15 protein-coding genes are annotated in these 17,628 nt (G+C 43.5%); 4 read left to right on the top strand and 11 right to left on the bottom strand.

Features of this window, described 5'->3' with window-relative positions:
• Nucleotide 1 precedes the first annotated feature (1 nt).
• The 5 genes from ctaD to Q4519_RS03645 form a co-directional block, all read right to left on the bottom strand.
• The gene (gene ctaD, locus Q4519_RS03665; RefSeq protein ID WP_232800889.1) at nucleotides 2–1,618 is read right to left on the bottom strand and encodes a cytochrome c oxidase subunit I; all 1,617 of its coding nucleotides are present in this window, start codon (nucleotides 1,616–1,618) and stop codon (nucleotides 2–4) included.
• A 1-nt stretch (nucleotide 1,619) separates the two neighbouring features.
• A complete protein-coding gene (coxB, locus tag Q4519_RS03660; RefSeq protein WP_303509929.1) occupies nucleotides 1,620–2,690 on the bottom strand; it encodes a cytochrome c oxidase subunit II in 1,071 nt (356 codons plus the stop codon).
• A gap of 423 nt (nucleotides 2,691–3,113) precedes the next feature.
• Nucleotides 3,114–3,737 carry a transcriptional repressor LexA gene (lexA, locus tag Q4519_RS03655; RefSeq protein WP_232800892.1) on the bottom strand — a complete coding sequence of 208 codons (624 nt, stop codon included), beginning with the start codon at nucleotides 3,735–3,737 and terminating at the stop codon, nucleotides 3,114–3,116.
• Between the two features lie 100 nt (nucleotides 3,738–3,837).
• Nucleotides 3,838–4,878, bottom strand: coding sequence for a glycosyltransferase family A protein (locus Q4519_RS03650; protein ID WP_303509656.1), 1,041 nt, complete (start codon nucleotides 4,876–4,878; stop codon nucleotides 3,838–3,840).
• A 124-nt stretch (nucleotides 4,879–5,002) separates the two neighbouring features.
• Nucleotides 5,003–5,359, bottom strand: coding sequence for a diacylglycerol kinase (locus Q4519_RS03645; RefSeq protein WP_232800896.1), 357 nt, complete (start codon nucleotides 5,357–5,359; stop codon nucleotides 5,003–5,005).
• A gap of 148 nt (nucleotides 5,360–5,507) precedes the next feature.
• On the opposite strand from Q4519_RS03645, the gene plsB reads away from it, so the two are divergent.
• Entirely contained in the window at nucleotides 5,508–7,937 is a 2,430-nt protein-coding gene (gene plsB, locus Q4519_RS03640; protein WP_303509652.1) for a glycerol-3-phosphate 1-O-acyltransferase PlsB, read from the top strand.
• Nucleotides 7,938–8,086: 149 nt separating this feature from the next.
• On the opposite strand, the gene ubiA is transcribed toward plsB, so the two are convergent.
• Entirely contained in the window at nucleotides 8,087–8,962 is an 876-nt protein-coding gene (gene ubiA / locus Q4519_RS03635) for a 4-hydroxybenzoate octaprenyltransferase (protein ID WP_232800900.1), read from the bottom strand.
• Between the two features lie 3 nt (nucleotides 8,963–8,965).
• A complete protein-coding gene (locus Q4519_RS03630) occupies nucleotides 8,966–9,580 on the bottom strand; it encodes a chorismate lyase (RefSeq protein ID WP_303509648.1) in 615 nt (204 codons plus the stop codon).
• 176 nt (nucleotides 9,581–9,756) lie between these two features.
• Between Q4519_RS03630 and Q4519_RS03625 the strand changes: the two genes are divergently transcribed.
• Complete coding sequence (locus Q4519_RS03625; protein WP_232800903.1) at nucleotides 9,757–10,161, top strand: flagellar basal body-associated protein FliL; 405 nt, start codon at nucleotides 9,757–9,759, stop codon at nucleotides 10,159–10,161.
• A gap of 76 nt (nucleotides 10,162–10,237) precedes the next feature.
• Here Q4519_RS03625 and Q4519_RS03620 read toward each other — a convergent pair whose 3' ends face one another.
• The 4 genes from Q4519_RS03620 to glpE form a co-directional block, all read right to left on the bottom strand.
• The gene (locus Q4519_RS03620) at nucleotides 10,238–11,425 is read right to left on the bottom strand and encodes an AGE family epimerase/isomerase (protein ID WP_303509646.1); all 1,188 of its coding nucleotides are present in this window, start codon (nucleotides 11,423–11,425) and stop codon (nucleotides 10,238–10,240) included.
• 27 nt (nucleotides 11,426–11,452) lie between these two features.
• Complete coding sequence (locus tag Q4519_RS03615) at nucleotides 11,453–12,424, bottom strand: carbohydrate kinase (protein WP_303509644.1); 972 nt, start codon at nucleotides 12,422–12,424, stop codon at nucleotides 11,453–11,455.
• 139 nt (nucleotides 12,425–12,563) lie between these two features.
• Complete coding sequence (gene glpG / locus Q4519_RS03610; protein WP_232800906.1) at nucleotides 12,564–13,415, bottom strand: rhomboid family intramembrane serine protease GlpG; 852 nt, start codon at nucleotides 13,413–13,415, stop codon at nucleotides 12,564–12,566.
• A gap of 120 nt (nucleotides 13,416–13,535) precedes the next feature.
• Nucleotides 13,536–13,853, bottom strand: a complete 318-nt coding sequence (gene glpE, locus Q4519_RS03605; RefSeq protein ID WP_232800917.1) for a thiosulfate sulfurtransferase GlpE — start codon at nucleotides 13,851–13,853, stop codon at nucleotides 13,536–13,538.
• Nucleotides 13,854–14,005: 152 nt separating this feature from the next.
• On the opposite strand from glpE, the gene Q4519_RS03600 reads away from it, so the two are divergent.
• Together Q4519_RS03600 and Q4519_RS03595 are read left to right on the top strand one after the other, a co-directional pair.
• Nucleotides 14,006–15,025 (top strand): DUF6134 family protein, encoded by a 1,020-nt coding sequence (locus Q4519_RS03600; RefSeq protein ID WP_303509633.1) that lies wholly within the window; start codon nucleotides 14,006–14,008, stop codon nucleotides 15,023–15,025.
• Between the two features lie 661 nt (nucleotides 15,026–15,686).
• Complete coding sequence (locus Q4519_RS03595) at nucleotides 15,687–17,402, top strand: ATP-dependent endonuclease (RefSeq protein ID WP_303509630.1); 1,716 nt, start codon at nucleotides 15,687–15,689, stop codon at nucleotides 17,400–17,402.
• Nucleotides 17,403–17,628: the final 226 nt, after the last annotated feature.

The raw sequence follows: 17,628 nt of genomic DNA, 5'->3' as shown, positions 1-17,628 counted from the left end.
GTTATTTAATCTCAGGTGGTGTGGTATGAGTATGATAAGGCGCAGGAGAAGGCATTTCCCACTCTAAACCTTCAGCGCCTTCCCAAGGTTTGGCGGCGGCGCGCTCACCTTTGCCACGCATACACTTAATCACCACCACTAAGAAAATCAGTTGCGATAAACCAAAGGCAAAGCCACCGAGACTAACCACCGCATTCACATTAGCAAACTGCAGTGCATAATCGGGGATCCGTCTTGGCATACCCGCTAAGCCTAGAAAGTGCATCGGGAAAAACAGCACATTGACTGAAATTAACGAGCACCAAAAATGCCACTTAGCTAACCCTTCGTCATACATATAACCCGTCCATTTCGGTAGCCAGTAATAACTCGCGGCCATAATGGAAAAAATCGCGCCCGACACTAAAACATAATGAAAATGTGCCACCACAAAATAGGTATCGTGATATTGAAAATCCACTGGCGTGATCGCCAACATCAACCCAGAAAAACCACCGATGGTAAACAGCACAATAAAAGCAATGGCAAACAGCATTGGCACTTCAAAGGTGAGAGAGCCGCGCCACATCGTTGCAACCCAGTTAAATACCTTCACCCCAGTCGGAATGGAAATCAGCATAGTGCAATACATAAAGAACAGTTCAGCAGCGACCGGCATCCCAGTGGTAAACATGTGATGGGCCCACACTAAAAAGCTTAATCCCGCGATAGACGCGGTGGCATACACCATAGAAGCGTAACCAAACAAAGGCTTACGTGAAAAAGTAGGGACAATGGCTGAGATGATGCCAAATGACGGCAAAATCATAATGTACACTTCAGGGTGACCAAAAAACCAAAAAATATGCTGAAACATCACCGGATCGCCGCCGCCGGCGGCATCAAAAAAGCTGGTACCAAAATATTTATCTGTCAGCACCATGGTCACCACTCCAGCCAACACAGGCATGACTGCAATCAACAAGAAAGCAGTGATCAACCACGTCCAAACAAATAGCGGTAACTTCATCATAGTCATGCCCGGCGCACGTAAGTTGACTATGGTAACAATGACATTAATGGCCCCCATAATTGAGCTAATCCCCATCAAATGAACCGCAAACACGAATAACGCGGTGCTATCAGGGCTGTATTTGGTCGATAATGGGGCATAAAAAGTCCAACCAAAATTGGGACCGCCACCTTCCATAAATAAGGTCATTAGCATTAAGCTAAAGGCAAAAGGTAAAATCCAAAAACTCCAGTTATTCATTCGTGGCAATGCCATGTCTGGCGCGCCTATCATCACCGGGATCATCCAGTTGGCTAAACCAACGAAAGCTGGCATTACCGCACCAAACACCATAATTAAACCGTGCACTGTGGTCATTTGATTAAAGAAATTTGGCTCAAGCAATTGCAATCCAGGTTGAAATAGCTCAGCACGGATCACCATCGCCATCGCACCGCCAGTCAAAAACATGGCAAAGCTAAACAGCAGATACAAGCTGCCAATGTCTTTATGGTTTGTGGTGTAAACCCAACGTGCTAAAAAACCCTTAGGCTTATGGTCGTGCCCTTCATGAATATGCTCGTCGGCATCTGAAACGAGCGGGTTAGAAGCGGATCCTGTACTCATGTTATAGGTCCTTCTGCTGCATCACCGCTTTTACTTGCGCGGGTTGGATCACGTCGCCGGTATTGTTTCCCCAAGCATTTCGCTCGTAGCCAATCACGGCAGCTAATTCTTTTAACGTTAATTGTTTACCAAACGCTTGCATCGCGGTGCCTGGCTTACCATGCACCACAATGTTGATGTGGCCTAACATGTCTTGGGTAGCAATTTGACTACCTTTAAGGGAGGGAAATACGCCAGCCAAACCTTCACCACTCGCTTGATGGCATGCGGCGCAATGCTTGTTATAAACTTGCTCACCTAGTTGCATCATTTCATCCATGTCCATACTCATGGCCAACATGGCTTGCTCTTCGGCTTTGGCTGCTACAGCTTTTTGTTCTTGCTCAGCTAACCAAACTTCAAACTCTTCAACGGGTTTCGCGATCACCACAATAGGCATAAACCCATGATCTTTTCCGCACAACTCAGCACATTGACCGCGATAAATGCCGGGCTCATTAATCCGAGTCCACGCTTCATTAATAAAGCCGGGATTAGCGTCTTTTTTCACGGCAAAGGCAGGCACCCACCAAGAATGAATCACATCTTCTGAAGTCACCAAAAAGCGCACCTTTTGGCCAACAGGCAAAACCAATGGATAGTCCACTTCAAGTAGGTAGTTTTCGCGCTTTTGTTTTTGGTTATGAATTTGATCTTGGCGGCTGGCCAGTAAACTATAGTATTCAACATCGTGGCCAAAATATTTATAGTGCCACTTCCACTGTGAGCCCGTCACTTGAATGGTTAAATCCGCATCACTGGGGTCTTCCATCGCAATTAAGGTTTTCGTGGCAGGGATCGCCATACCAATCAGGATCGCAAAAGGGATGGCGGTCCAAATAATTTCGACTTTGGTATTCTCATGAAATTGCGCCGCTTGCGCGCCTTTATCTTTACGGTGATTAAAGATAGCCCAAAACATTGCAGCAAAAACCACTAGGCCAATCACACAGCAGATAATAAAAATAGTCATGTGCAAGTCGTAAACTTGCTGACTGATATCGGTCACGCCTTCAGTTAAGTTAAACGGCATTGATTTGGCTAACAATGAGTTTGAAAAGCTCACTATTAAAACCAAGCAACAACATTTACAAACTGAGCGGATGAACAATAGAATTTTAAACATTGAACGATCTAGCTGGCTCACATGACCTCTCCTCTGTCACCGCCAACGGTCGAGGCCAACAAAGTTGGCCTCTTCCCCAAGTAGGTAAAGCTAAGCTCCCCGCTACGTTCACCTAAGACAAGTAAAGCAGCTTTTAACCATTTGTAAAATTTATGTTAATTTTTTGTGGTAAGAATTAAGCGCGTAGCAGTAAAATGAGAGTCGTCCAATGTTGGCAAGAAAAATTTATTGTAAAGGGGGCTAATCAGAAAAAAGCAAACAGGCGAAGAAGTAAAAAATGACCGCCTTGAATAAGGCGGCTTGAATTCGGGTTAACTAGGTAACAACAGGTTACATCCAATCTGCGTTGCGAATAACGCCAACTGCGATACCTTCAACATCGAAATGCTCACTGGCTAAATCAACCTTAATGGTATTGAACTCTTCATTTTCGGGGTGTAGCAGCACTTGTCGTCCATCACGCTGAAAACGTTTTACTGTTACTTCATCTTCAACCCGAGCCACGATCACTTGGCCGTTGTGCACATCTTTGGTTTTATGCACTGCAAGTAAATCACCGTCCATAATCCCAATGTCTTTCATACTCATACCACTAACGCGTAACAAGAAATCAGCACTGGGGTGAAATAAGTTCGGATCCACTTTGTAATTACACTCAACATGCTCTTGCGCCAATATGGGCTCACCTGCAGCAACTCGGCCAATAAGGGGTAGCCCTTCATCTTCATTGGCAGCAGGCTCTGCTTCTACCAAACGAATACCACGAGAGGTTCCAGGCATCATTTCAATCACGCCTTTTTTGGCCAAGGCCTTCAAATGCTCTTCAGCTGAGTTAGCACTTTTAAAGCCTAACTGTTTGGCTATTTCCGCTCGCGTTGGCGGCAGCCCAGTATCGGCAATGTTATCTTTAATTAATTCCAGAATTTCTGCTTGGCGCGGTGTTAATGGTTTCATGATTACAGCCTGTTTTTATATACAGTTAACTGTGAGTATATACAGTTAAATCAAAGCGGGCAAGCCTACCTTGTAATTCGGTGCTGAGCTCTTTTAGCGACTAACCATAAAACCTGGCTTTGTTACGGCGTTTAGGCGACCAAAAAATAGTTAAGGCAAATTTAAACACCTTTAGCTGTGGTACCAATTGAGCACTTAACAGTAAATAGTTAAATGCTGCACTTTTGTCTCCATGCTGCTTTAGAGCATCCCAAGCTGCATTAAAATAGACTTGGGCTAATGCTGACTTAGCTTGTTTTCTGACATCTTTGAGGCTCGACAACTTGCAACAAATCCCATAAAAACGCTTCTTAAGCATTAAATTGGCTTCAAGTTGTTGATGATTAGACTGCCCACTCGAAAAATACCGCTGGCCTTCACACCGCGCGAGATAAGACCGAGCCCGATGGAACCCAAGTTTTACTAAACAGCTAGCGTACAAAGCAAATTCACAATCATTAAGCTCATCTAACAAACGAGCTTCGCGCGCACAGTCAATCGTATCGCGACCATCATAAGCTGCTTGGTGCGCTAAGTTTCGAACATGGTTGACCTCTAACCACAGTTGTTTTTTAGCTAACGGATGCTGTAATGCGGAAGGGGCTAATTGTAACAATGCAGAGCAAGCATTTGTTAAATAATCTAGTTCAGGAGCCAGCTCCATTGGCTGTGCTAGCGCCATAAAACGTTCAAGTGCCACCCCTTGATTACGATTGAAGTAGTCACCACGCTCACCAAAACCTGTTACGTTCAGATACAACAAATCCAGTTTATGCGCTCTTAGGGCCGCCATTGCTATATCGAGTGAACCAGCAGCTAAACGATCATCATCATCTAATTGGTAAATGTACTGCCCTGATGCCAATTCACAGCCTTTTTGACGCACGCGATAAATACCAATACTGGTTTCATTGCGATGAACTTTCACCTGCGAGCCAAGGCGCTGTTGTAATGCCACCTCATTTACTGCGGGCTCTGAAGCATCATCAATAACTAGAATTTCACTTGGCGATGCGTAGCTACCAATAGCACTTTCGACAGCCTGAGGTAACAATTGGGGCCGATTATGAGTGGGGATAACAATGGTAAGCGAAGGTGGCATGACGAGACTCCGAAGCAATAAAGTACTCGTCAAGTGTAGTCAAAGCAGGCTGGCAATAGGTCAGACCTGGAGCTTTAAAAATGAATTAATGAAAAGCCATTGTTAAATCAACAACATACAATAATTAAAACAGTAAAATATCAGCCCATACATATACTGTAAGCGTTAACGCCACAAACACCGCTGCGGAGCCTAAGTCTTTAGCACGTCCCGCTAGCTCGTGCTTTTCTAAACCAACGCGGTCAACCACAGCTTCAACCGCTGAGTTTAACAATTCCACAATGATCACCAGCAGCAAACAAGCAATCATTAAAATACGCTCTACTTGTTCAACATCCAACCAACAAGCAAGGGGAATAAATATCACTGCTAACAACAACTCTTGGCGAAATGCCGCCTCATGTTTAAAAGCATGCTGAAAACCCTGAAGAGAATAAATACCTGCCATAAAAATTCGCTTTAACCCGGTATTTTTTTCCATTTTTATGTCCTTTTTTTCATAAATTGCCGCTACTTTTAGTGTATTTTAGCGCCATCTAACTCGCGTAGCTTGGCCATAAGATATGACAAGCAAGCGACAGGTGCTAACAATTTATCTATTAATCAGCAATTAAGGCTAAGGGCATTCGATGAATTTTTTACAACGCTTTTTTCTAAAGCACCTGGTTGCCAGTAAAACCGTGCCTAGCTGCCCGCAAACTGACTTGCAAATAGATGTAGATAAACCCATTGTTTACGCATTGAAAACCCTCTCTTCCAGTGACTTGCTGACACTGCAGCGAACTTGCCAAAAGCTCAATTTGCCCGACCCTCTAACACCGTTAGCCATCAACCAACAAAACATTAACCGTTATGTTTGCTTAAATAAACCCAAGCGCTTGTTCTCTAAAACGCCGCGCAAAGCTTATGAAGACCAATTCAAAATCTTACTCGACCTACATCAAAACAACGATGATATTGACGTACAACTAGTGCCCGTCACTCTGTTTTGGGGCCGCGCACCTGGCTATGAAGGCCACAAACCTTGGTTTTCTATTTTACGTGCTAGCTCACCAAATTGGATAAATAAGGCCTTCACTATTTTGTTTCGTGGTCGTGATAGCTTAATCCGTTTTAGCAAGCCTCTTTCATTACAGCGTTTATACCGCGACTATGGCGATGATCCCAACTTGGCCACTAAGCTAGAAAAAATAGCTTACACCCATTTTACAAGGCAGAAGCTGGCAGCCAAGGGGCCTAAATTGCCACAACGAAACAAAATGCGCCAAGATTTACTCGCCTCCGATGTGATCCATCAAGCCATCGTCAAAGCGAGCCAAGAGCAAAATATCTCTCTTGCTGAAGCCGAAAAGAAAGCCACCCGCTACCTTGATGAAATAGCATCAGATTTTTCCTACCCACTCGTCCGGCTCGGTGACAAAGTACTCACTTGGGTATGGAACAGAATTTACCAAGGCATAATGGTCAACAACGCCGAAACCGTGCGCAACTTGGCGCACAAAGGCTATGAGATTGTCTTTTTACCTTGCCATCGTAGCCATATGGATTATCTACTGCTGTCGTCAATTATTTACCAGCAAGGCATGACGCCGCCTCATATTGCTGCCGGCGTGAACTTAAACTTTTTCCCTGCAGGGCCTATATTTCGCCGTGGCGGCGCATTTTTTATCCGCCGTACTTTTAAAGGCAATCCTTTGTATGCCAGCGTATTTAAGGCTTACTTAAGTTACCTATTCAGCAAGGGATACTCACTAGAGTTCTTTACCGAAGGTGGTCGTAGCCGCACAGGGCGATTGTTACCCGCCAAAACGGGCATGCTGGGCATGACGATCGAAGCGATGCAAAACACACCTAATCGCCCGATTGCCTTGATCCCAGTTTGTTTAGGTTACGACCATGTCATGGAAGTAAGTACTTACATGAAAGAGCTGCAAGGGCAGAAAAAACAAAAAGAATCGTTCTGGCAGGTGCTATCAATTACCAACAAGTTGCGTAATTTTGGCCAAGGCTTTGTTAACTTTGGCGAGCCGATTTTACTTAACCAGTTTTTAGATCGCGCCCATCAAGACTGGCGAGGTGAGAATAACCTCACCGAGTCCGCGTTGTTTCCCGCAACCATTAATCAGCTCGGACGTGAAGTCATGACCGGAATTAACCGCGCCGCCGCGGTCAATGCATTGCCATTATGTAGCTTAGTTTTATTAGCCAGTAAAAGACATACCCTAAGCCGCGAGCAGCTATTGACGCAACTAACCAGCTACTTATCTTTGTTGAACAACGTTGAATTCAGCCCGCTTGTCAGCCTGCCACAAGGGAATGCTGAGTCGGTATTACAAGCAGCACTCAGCATGGATAAGTTCCGCGTTTATCAGGATTGTTTAGGTGAAATCATTAGTATTGAGCCCGATCAAAGTATGCTGCTCACCTTCTATCGAAATAATATTATTCATTTATTTGCCCTGCCGGCACTGATTGCCAGCTTAGTGCAACATGATGAAGGCACCACATTAGAGCAGCTAGAAAGCGACCTAAAACAACTCTACCCTTTGATCAAAGCAGAGCTATTCCTACCATGGGATGCAGACGAAATGTGGCAGCAAGGCCAGAAATATTTAGCGCACTTAGTGCAACAAGGCTGGTTGGAATGTGAAATGAATGCAAATACCGAACGCTACTTCAGTGTCAATCAGCACAAAACGCAGATCCGTTTACTCGCTAACATTATCGATGAGACCATTCAACGCTATCATATCGTGCTAACACTGTTGCAACGCGATCAACCCGTTGAATTGAAAACCTTAGCGCAGCAAAGCACGCAAATAGCAGAGCGCTTAGCTCAGCTGCACGGCATTCGTGCCCCCGAGTTTTTCGATGTAAAGGTGTTACAAATATTTATCGAGCAGCTGCAATCGCAGCAATATATTGATCACCAAGATCAGGTAAATAAACCAGCCTTGCATCAGCTACACCAGCTCACTCGCAACCTATTATCAGATGAAGTGTTGAGCACGATAGAGGACACCATTGCCAATCAAGATCAAACTGATCCATGCCACTAGTTTGATAGAAATCTGGCTCAGCCGAGGGATATATTCAACGACCAAAATACCGTGAATATATTCCTATCCCCCTTGCTTATCCAGAGCATAAATTTTATGAAGAGATTCAATTTCGTATCTGCAGCACTAAGCCGATACCCACGACAACATTAGCGCAGCAACCAATCCACCACAATGCCGACAAAAATAGCTAGGCCAACGTAATTGTTGTTTAAAAATGCGCGAAAGCAATCTGGCCCTTGGCGACCACTTATCAAACGTTGCTGATAGGCAAACAAAGCCGCTGCTACCAACAAGCCCCAATAAAAACTCGCTCCTGCTTGGGTAACAAGTGCAAAAACCAGCAGCAATAACAAGGTGGATACTTGCAGCAATCCTGTTATCAATTTGTCGAAACGACCAAATAAGATCGCTGTCGATTTAATGCCAATTTTTAAATCATCCTCCCGATCCACCATGGCATACATAGTGTCGTAGGCAATGGTCCAAGTCACATTGGCTAAAAACAACAACCAAAGCTCAGCCGGTAAAGCGTTAGTTTGCGCGGCATAAGCCATCGGAATCGCCCAGCTAAATGCTAACCCCAGCACCAATTGTGGCAGGTGAGTGAAACGCTTCATAAACGGATAACAAAAGGCCAAAGTTAATGCCGCAAACGACAACAATATCGTTTTCGTATTTAGCGTAAGTACCAGCGCAAAGGCAGTTAAAGCAAGTAAACCAAACAAAGTAAGGGCTTCTTTACTGGTGACTAAGCCCGACGGCATCGGTCGATGTTGAGTTCGGCTCACATGACCGTCCACTTTACGGTCGGCGAAATCGTTAATCACACAACCTGCAGAGCGCATTAAAAATACACCAAGTGTAAATACAGCTAGAACCCAGCCATCTGGGATCCCCTGGGCAGCAGACCACAACGCCCAACCCGTTGGCCATAATAATAATAAACTGCCAATCGGACGATCAAGGCGCGTCAGCCGAGCATAAGACTGAAGTTTTTCAGCACTAAGAAAGGAAATACTCATGATTTAGTCATTTTGTTGATAAGCCTGCGCTGCAGGTAAAAAAATTTCATGAACCAGCAAAGGTTTATTTGATAAATGAAATAAAGAACGCCGCCCCCAAAGAGTAGTAACGCCTGCGTCATCAAAACCTTGCTGAGCAACGCGTGACACCTGAGTGCTACTAGAAAATGCTGCCACCACTAAATTTTGCCGTGTCATGCTCGCTGCATTAAACAAGGTAGCGCCCAATGGTTGTTCGCCTAGCTCGGCCAATTGCCGCTCTTCTCCGGTTAAAGTCGACGCAGGAATAACAGTACGAGCAAACACCCAAGGCTGTTGGTCACAACAAAGTAACACTTCTCGCACTAAATACTGAATGTTAGCGCTAGGGTTGAAGTATTTTGAATCCGCTAACGCTTGTCGCTCTACCTCACTCACAGGTAAAAAGTCTTGACCGATCAAGCGCACACTAAATTGCTGACAACTGGCCACTAGCCGCTCAGTTAACGAACCGGTGTCAGTTAACCAAGAATGCAAGCTACCGCCTAATTCAGGGTGATGCTCAACAACCTGCCAGCTCGCATCCACTCCTAAAGGAAAAGCCTGTTGAAAATGCTGGAAATGAGATAGTGCAGGCAAAAGGCATCCTTGTCGCGCTTGATAAAATAAGGGCAAAATCAAAATATCTGTCAGTAATGACAACAAATTGTAACCCGTGAAACTAAATTCTTCTATGCTAATACTTAACAGCGGCAATACTTTACCCTAAACTGCTGCCATCTATTTGTTTTATAAATATCTACTGGGATCTAATAATGAAAAAAGGACTCATCTCCTTATTGGTATTACTTTTTTTGAGCGCCCCCAGCTTAGCTGAAGAAGAAGCCAAGAAGAGTGATGGCATTGCCTACTACGCCTTTGAGCCTGACATTATCACTAACTATATCAAACCCGGCAAGCGTATCGGCTATGTACGTGTGGCGGTAGAATTCCAACTCGAACACGCCAGTGATTTAGCCGCTATCGAACACCATGACCCCTTACTGCGCGATGCCATGATCGAAATTTTTGGTCGTCAAGATGAGCAAAAAATTAAATCGTTAACCGGTCGAAATGAAATTCGAGATGCCTGCCTACAAGAGGTAAACAAGCTATTAGTACAAGAAGCGGGGATTAAAGGAGTCAGTAATATTATCTTTACCAAATACCTTTACCAATAATCACCGGCCCAAAATAACAAGATAAAGCCTCACCATATCGATAGCGTGAGACTTTATCGCAGCATGGCTTCTGCTCCTACTCGCTAGTTAAAACATGCAAAATTTCTAAGCAAGCGCCAATGGTATGGTAGTCAATTTTGGCACCGGGCCGGGCGATAGTTGGGTCTAGCACTTGATTATCGGCACTCAGTAAACGCCACCAAGGCTGATGCTGCTGATTGCAGAAGTGGGTCCAACAGTACTGCCATAACTGATCATAACATTGCCAATACACTTCCTTACCCGTGGTTTTAGCTAACAGAGCGGCCGCCACCATTGATTCCGCTTGTACCCAAAAATATTTATCGTCGTCGCAAATATTCCCTTGCGGATCAAAGCCATAATATAAACCGCCGCGATCTTTATCCCATGCTTTGGTCCACGCCGCATTAAATAACGCTTCAGCCCGGATCATCAGCCAAGGCTGAGCTTGGTGGCGATAAATCAGTAGCAATAACTTAGCCCACTCGGTTAAGTGTCCCGGCTGGAATCCCCAAGGGCGGTACAAGTTTTTTGGGTCATCCTTATTATACTGCCAATCCACCTGCCAGTTTTGACTGTAATGCTCCCAAATTAAGCCATCTGTGCTTTGGGTTTGACGAATACAAATATTCTCGGCAATTAATAAGGCGCGGTCTAAATACTTTTGCTCACCAGACGCCTCAAAGGCGGCAATCATCGCCTCACAAGCGTGCATATTGGCATTTTGACCACGGTAATCGCTGTAATTTTGCCAATCAGCACTCGCTTGATCGGCATACAAACCGCTATCAGGTTGCCAAAAGCGCTGCTCAAGTAATTCAAAGGTATCATTCAGCCCTTGCTTTGCTCCATCTAATCCCGCTTTGAGCGCACCAGCATACATTAGCAACACAAACGCTAAGCCGTAACAATAGTTCTCTTGCTCAATGGGAGCCGCGCCGTCCATTACCCAGTTATACGCGCCACGCTCAGCATCAAAGTGCTGGTTTTTCACATAATCTAAGCCATGTTTCGCACTAGCTAACCAGCTTTCTTGCTTGAATTGACTGCCACAAGTAGCAAATACCCAGGTTAAACGGGTTGAACTGACCAGCTGCTTTACTGGCCCTTGTTGATGCTCGCCACTGGGCAATAAGGTTTGATAAAACCCCCCTTGCGGGTCAATGGCATGCTGCTGATAAAAATTGGTAAGCTGCTGAATGTGTTGCTGAATAAAACTTGGATCGCGAAACTGAATAGTCATGTTCATCATTCCCCAAAAATGGATTCATTAGAGCCCTTGAATATCACTTAAAGTAGGTAAGGCGCTCCATGCTCCTTGGTGTGTCACCGCAAAGCCACCTCCTGTCACCGCGGTTTTCAGCGCAAATTGCCAGACATCATCATGATTAAGCGCTTGTTCTAATGCGGCGGGATTACACACATTTTGTGCCAACATGGCATATAACCAAGCCCCCATAAACGCATCACCGGCACCCGTGGTGTCCATTACTGTCACTTTCGGTGTTACTTGAGTTAAGGTTTTGTCTGCCATGTATAAAGAAACTGGTTTGTCAGCATCGGTGACTAAAACCAAGCTTGGCCCCAAAGTAAGCAAGTCTTCAATAAATGCTTGCGTTGGCTCCTCAGCCGCTAAATATTCCAGCTCATCTTGGCTTAACTTCACAATGTCGCAATAAGAAATACAATCAAGCACTCTCGCCTTAATCCGTGAAGGATCGCGCCATAGTGGCAAGCGCAAATTGACATCAAAGCTGGTCAGAAAATTAGCTTGTTGCGCCTGTTGCAACCCCATCAATGTCGTTTGGAATAAACCTTCATGGGTTAAGGTATTAGAACAAATATGGAAAATACCCTCGCCGGTAAACACGCCTTGGGCAAAGTAATCAGGATCAAAATTCAAATCAGCGGTGTTTTCGCGTGCAAATGAAAAAGAACGTTCGCCCTTTTCATCTAACGAAACAAAGGCCATTGGCGTCGCATGCTCAGGATCAGTCAATAAATGGTCGGTATTCACATCCATTTTTTGCAGTGACTGACGGAGAAATTCACCTGCGTCATCTTGGCCAACTGCGCCAACAAACTGAGCCATCTGGCCTAAACGCGCCACAGCCACCGCAACATTAGCCGGTGCGCCACCAGGAAACTGACCTTTGACGGGAATATCCAAACCACCGAAGGGGCGGAATTCAAGAGGGATCCAATCAATTAAAATCTCACCAAAGGTGATGATACGGGCCATGAAGATACTCCAATTAAAGGGGGTAGACCAAACATAGTACCACCATGGAATAAATCAAAAGTCGATTAGATTAATTTTTTACATAAAAAAAGAGAAAGCAGCTAACTTTCTCTTTTTATCAGTAATACTATGGAAGGATCTACGGTACCGCTGAGATGTTACGGTTTCGTGTATCCCAAGCCGCTTGTGCCAAGCCAATCGCTAAACCAAAAAAGTGCACCATATTAGCAACGGGTGGGCCTAGCACATCGAAAAAGCCAAGCACCAACCATGCGATCATAAAAATCATCAAAGGTTGCGGCAAACCTAAGCCACCTTTTGGATCGCGTACTCCCGTTAGCCATACGTAACCAGCCAGTGCATACACCACTCCCGATAAGCCGCCAAAATTGGGACCGTCTAGAAAAAATTGCACACTATTTGGAATGATAGAAGCCACTAAAAATAACAACAAGAGTTTAGCTGAGCCCTTATTTTTCTCTATCAAGCCACCTAAATGCCACCACCACAGTAAGTTAAATACGATATGTAGCACGCTAAAGTGCAGCAAGCTAGGGCTGAAGAAACGCCAAATTTCCATGGAATGAAAATCGCTGGTATGGCGGAAAAATTGTAACGACTCATAGACTGGACGAAAAAATCCCGTCATCGTCAGGACATATACTAAAGTACACAGAGCAAAAATAAGCAAAGTAAACGGGCCTGCGTGAAACAAAAAATCACGCAAAATTAATAACCCGCCGCCTTGGTAACCCAAATCTTGGTTATCGGCTTGCCCTACTTCCCAACTGGCTTTTAAATATTTATCCGCGGTAGGGTTTTGTACAAACAAGCGGAGCTCTGCCAGCGCAGCTTCATAGTCATCCTCAGCAACATCAATCGCCACCGAGGTTTCATCTTTACGCAATTGGCAAGCAACCCCTTGAGTTTGCATGTAATCAACGTAGGCTTGAGCCAAACGCGCGTTGTCTAATACAATCAGCTCTATCAAAGAGACTCCTCAATCATGATTTTTATACACCAGCCAATGTACAGAACATTGAGCCACCTTAGTTCTAACTCAAGTTAAAAAGACATTCGTAACCAGTGCTATTTTACATGCCTAATGCAATTACTCGGCTACAACATCAAAGCTACGACGCCAAATGTCCATACCACCATCCATGCTATACACTTCATCATAGCCTTGATTCAGTAAAAATTGCGCCGCACCTTGGCTTGAATTGCCATGATAACAAACCACTATCACTGGGGTTTCAAAATCAACCTGCTCAACAAAAGCACCTAAGCGCTCATTAGTTAAGTGAAACGCGCCTTCAATGTGGCCGCTTTTAAACGATTCAGGATCGCGAATGTCAGCAATGACCACCTCACCTTGTTTAATTTTTTCTGCGGTTTCAGGCACTGAAATATGGCCAAATTGATCCATCATGATGTTGCTCCTAAGAAATTTTTGCCCAGTCTAACATAGCCCCCACTGAGCCCAACCCTGAAAAGAGTAAGGGCAATGACTAAGTCGAGTTTTAGCTTGTAAAAATGCATTAATTAATCAGCCAAAGATGCCTGCCTATCACCATAGATATGGCATCAGTATTGCCGAGAGCGCCATTACAATCCAGTGAGCACGGCCACGTTGAGCAATTTGGGACACGTTTAACCACTCCGGTTTTGCCAAGATCTAAAATACAGCAACGCGCAACCAAAACCATACTACATCAAAAGGGCTGCACAAAAATGGGCAACGCCAACCACTACAAAAGTCGCAAACTCAGCTTGGTTACTATCTTTACGCTAACGGTTTATAGTCACAACGTGACGCCCCAAACTCAGCTAACACAGCCAACCCAGCAATGGAACTATGAAATAACACTAGGAGAGAAGTTGGTCGGCAGTATGAAGTCGACATTTCAGGCAGAACAAAACGGCTATCGATTAAAACAACAGTCAGAAATAACAACTTCAGGCCTTTGGGCAGATGACAATATACGAAGCACCCTATCAGAAAACTATCAACTTGATGGCACCTTGATTAAATCAGATAACCATCTCAGACATAACGACGAAACGGTATGGACAAAAATTGAACTATCCAACAACGAATACCTCGCCATTCACTCCGAGGTCACCACCGAACAACAAAAAGAAGAAGCGGAAGCCGTTGAAATAGTCAAGCAAGCCGTAACAACGTTAGTACCTAATGCTGGGCACGTCATTATGCTAGGCGAAGTCTTATTAGCAGAGCAAAACAATGTCGCTAAAAATAGTCGCTTAAGTAAGAGTGACTTTGACTCCAGCTTTGCGGCTTTACCCTATTATTGGCAGCAACATGCCTATAGTTTGCCTAAAAAAATGAATATATTTGATACAGAAAACATGACGTTATTCAGTGCCAACATTCAATTCATCGGTACTGAAGCCCACAGCATCAACCAAACTACAATCGAAACCCAACACTACCGATTAGACATAACCGACAGCACACCGATCGACATTTGGCTTGCTGGAACGAAACCAAGCCTAAGTTATTTTGTGCAAATCGCCGGGCGAGAGGATGGCGAATCGTATACCGTTAAGCTTAAGGGGTTATCGAAGGCGTTTTAATACCGTGTTTCAGTCTGTATTTTGTTAACGCACAACTAGGCGGATTTCACACCCATATAATATGTACTTTGGCTGCCGTCTGGCGCTATTTAACCCGAATCTTGGATAAGCGAAAATAGTATGCTTTCCAGCAAAAACGCGGTGAATATGTCCCTATACGCTTTGCGTTTTCATCCTTGAAAACGAAATTTTGCCGTAAAACATACTTTATTTAGCTGTGTGAGACATAAACAGAATTGAGGTTATTTATAACCTCCGTCATATTCATTTACTCGCTGAATTATTATTAATTCATATCCATGAGGGCCCTGCTTAATAATCAGGGCAAACCCATGAATATTTTTTGAGCGTTTAGTGGTGCTTTCTTAAACGAATACATTAACAAACAACAAGCTAATATCTGTGTTGGTTGATGACATTATTTGCTCTAAATTTGACTGGGCATAAAAGCAACCATTTACGCCTGTCGCATAACATTATTACTCGCCGTTTTGTCGGAGAATAACCGCGAGATCACAACAAGGTTAATAATCTCTCGTTTACTATATGTGAATATTGTGGATATGTTTTATCCGCCGTTTTGGGGCGTTTTATCACCCCACTTTGGGATCTAATAAGCTGTTAGCAGCCACAACTACTTTACAGTAAGGATGTATGGAATTTGGAAATTACAAAAATTGATATAAAGAAATTTAGGTCAATCGATCAATGTTCGATGTGTTTCAGCGATATTAATGCTGTAGTAGGACAAAATAATAGTGGTAAATCTGCAGTAATTCGTGCGTTAAATGCATTTTTTAACCCTGAGAGTGAGGAGCATTCATACATTCAAGGAAAGCATGCGTATACCACTAAGTCCATCCCCAAAATTGCAGTAACCTTTGGAAGCCTAGGAGATAAGTTTGAACCTTACAGAGATGGTGATGTTCTTGAAGTCCAGCAAACCTATTCGTCTTCAAATCGAAGGATATCTTACAAATATCGTAGCGAAGGCAAGTTTATTGCTGCACCTGACGAGTTAATCCAGCAGATAAAAGAAAATATAGCGTTTATATATATCCCGCCAAATAGAAATCCTGATCAGCTGAAGTGGGAAGAAAACGCACTAATTAAAAACCTAGTTGAAGAATATCTCAAAGCAGAAACACACAGAAGAGACACACTAACTCCAAAATTCAGAAAAGCAGCTGAGTATCTTGAAAATGGTGCTTTAAAGAGAATCGCCAAAGAAGTTGAAGGTTACTACTCGCTTCGGCATACATTTAACTTTTCCCTAAGTTTTAATCAGAATTCGAATTTTATGTCATTCTTAAATGGCATTGAGATGCACATCGATGAATTGGGGCTTGATCATTATTTAGACGATTGTGGCACAGGGTTGCAAAGTCTAACTATTATCGCTCTCCATAGAGTTCTAGCAAATCTTAGACACCAAAATATCATACTTGGTTTGGAAGAGCCTGAAACTAATTTACACCCTCAAGCTCAGCGTGAACTTATTAACTCCATTAGCCGATCATCAGATGATGATGATGTGGCTCAGGTAATTCTAACCACACATTCTACGGTTCTAATTGACAATATTGATCACTTGAATATTGCATTAGTACGAAAAGTGCCCGATTCCACGAGGGGATTTAAATCAAAATTACTTAAATTACCTTCGACTTTTTTTGAAGACTATGACTTAGAAGAGTTCAAGTACTATCAGTTTCACTTATATCGGAATAGTGATTTTTTCTATGCGAATCATGTAATTTTCGTGGAAAGTAAAAATGATGCCGAGGTTGTTAAGGTTCTTGCTGAACGTGCAGGAATTGATTTAGACCTATATGGGATTAGCTTGATTAATATTGACGGGGTAAGAAATCTATCTTATCCATTCCATATAGTGAAAAAACTAGAAATTCCCTACTTGGCCATTCTTGACAAAGATTATTTCATACCTTATTTGAACGATGAGCTTAATCTTAGTAGAGATGGTCAGGGGCTACCCAAGTATCGATACGAGTATAAATCTGGAATTATCTTAAAAGAGTTGATACCAGCTAAAAGTGACAGAGACACAATTCTAAGTTGCATGAAGTCAAACCACAGTAAAGCGCTAGACGTATTCGAAAAAAACAACCTAGTTTGTATGAAATACAATTTAGAAATGGACTTACTATGCTCGGATAAAGCTGTCGAGAAAATGTCTGAACTTTTGAGCCTTACAGATCAGCAAAGCAATAGACAGTTTATCCTTGAAGAAAGGAACAAGGCTGCAAAAAAATTAGATAAAATGCTCGATACACTTCGAGAGCTTAGTAATCAAAATTTACCAAACTCTTATAAACGCATTAAAAAGCTTGTCACTGCGATTGCATCAAGCTGCTAACAAGGCATTTAAACTGAACAAAAACAGTTTGTTACGCTTACCTTCGCTACACATTTTAACCCTCTATTTTTGTCCGCTTATTGCGGCGCTGACGGATCCCCTCATAATTTAAGCATCGCTGTTTGATGGATCCCCGTATGTATTCGTAGATTGCCCACTCTATATCCGCGCTACTTCTTCGGTGGTCCCGCCGCCTTAGTACCTCTTTTGCGAGCCGTGTTATTGA

It is taken from the genome of Motilimonas sp. 1_MG-2023 (genome assembly GCF_030547455.1).
Taxonomy (GTDB): Bacteria; Pseudomonadota; Gammaproteobacteria; order Enterobacterales; family CBDFNC01; genus Motilimonas.
Note: the sequence above shows the minus strand (reverse complement) of the source record. Positions and strands in the feature narration are given on the sequence as shown.

Coding starts and splice junctions, on each gene's coding strand:
- ctaD (WP_232800889.1), bottom strand. CDS start 1,618: ATGAGTACAGGATCCGCTTCTAACCCGCTCGTTTCAGATGCCGACGAG.
- coxB (WP_303509929.1), bottom strand. CDS start 2,690: ATGCCGTTTAACTTAACTGAAGGCGTGACCGATATCAGTCAGCAAGTT.
- lexA (WP_232800892.1), bottom strand. CDS start 3,737: ATGAAACCATTAACACCGCGCCAAGCAGAAATTCTGGAATTAATTAAA.
- Q4519_RS03650 (WP_303509656.1), bottom strand. CDS start 4,878: ATGCCACCTTCGCTTACCATTGTTATCCCCACTCATAATCGGCCCCAA.
- Q4519_RS03645 (WP_232800896.1), bottom strand. CDS start 5,359: ATGGAAAAAAATACCGGGTTAAAGCGAATTTTTATGGCAGGTATTTAT.
- plsB (WP_303509652.1), top strand. CDS start 5,508: ATGAATTTTTTACAACGCTTTTTTCTAAAGCACCTGGTTGCCAGTAAA.
- ubiA (WP_232800900.1), bottom strand. CDS start 8,962: ATGAGTATTTCCTTTCTTAGTGCTGAAAAACTTCAGTCTTATGCTCGG.
- Q4519_RS03625 (WP_232800903.1), top strand. CDS start 9,757: ATGAAAAAAGGACTCATCTCCTTATTGGTATTACTTTTTTTGAGCGCC.
- Q4519_RS03620 (WP_303509646.1), bottom strand. CDS start 11,425: ATGACTATTCAGTTTCGCGATCCAAGTTTTATTCAGCAACACATTCAG.
- Q4519_RS03615 (WP_303509644.1), bottom strand. CDS start 12,424: ATGGCCCGTATCATCACCTTTGGTGAGATTTTAATTGATTGGATCCCT.
- glpE (WP_232800917.1), bottom strand. CDS start 13,853: ATGGATCAATTTGGCCATATTTCAGTGCCTGAAACCGCAGAAAAAATT.
- Q4519_RS03600 (WP_303509633.1), top strand. CDS start 14,006: ATGGCATCAGTATTGCCGAGAGCGCCATTACAATCCAGTGAGCACGGC.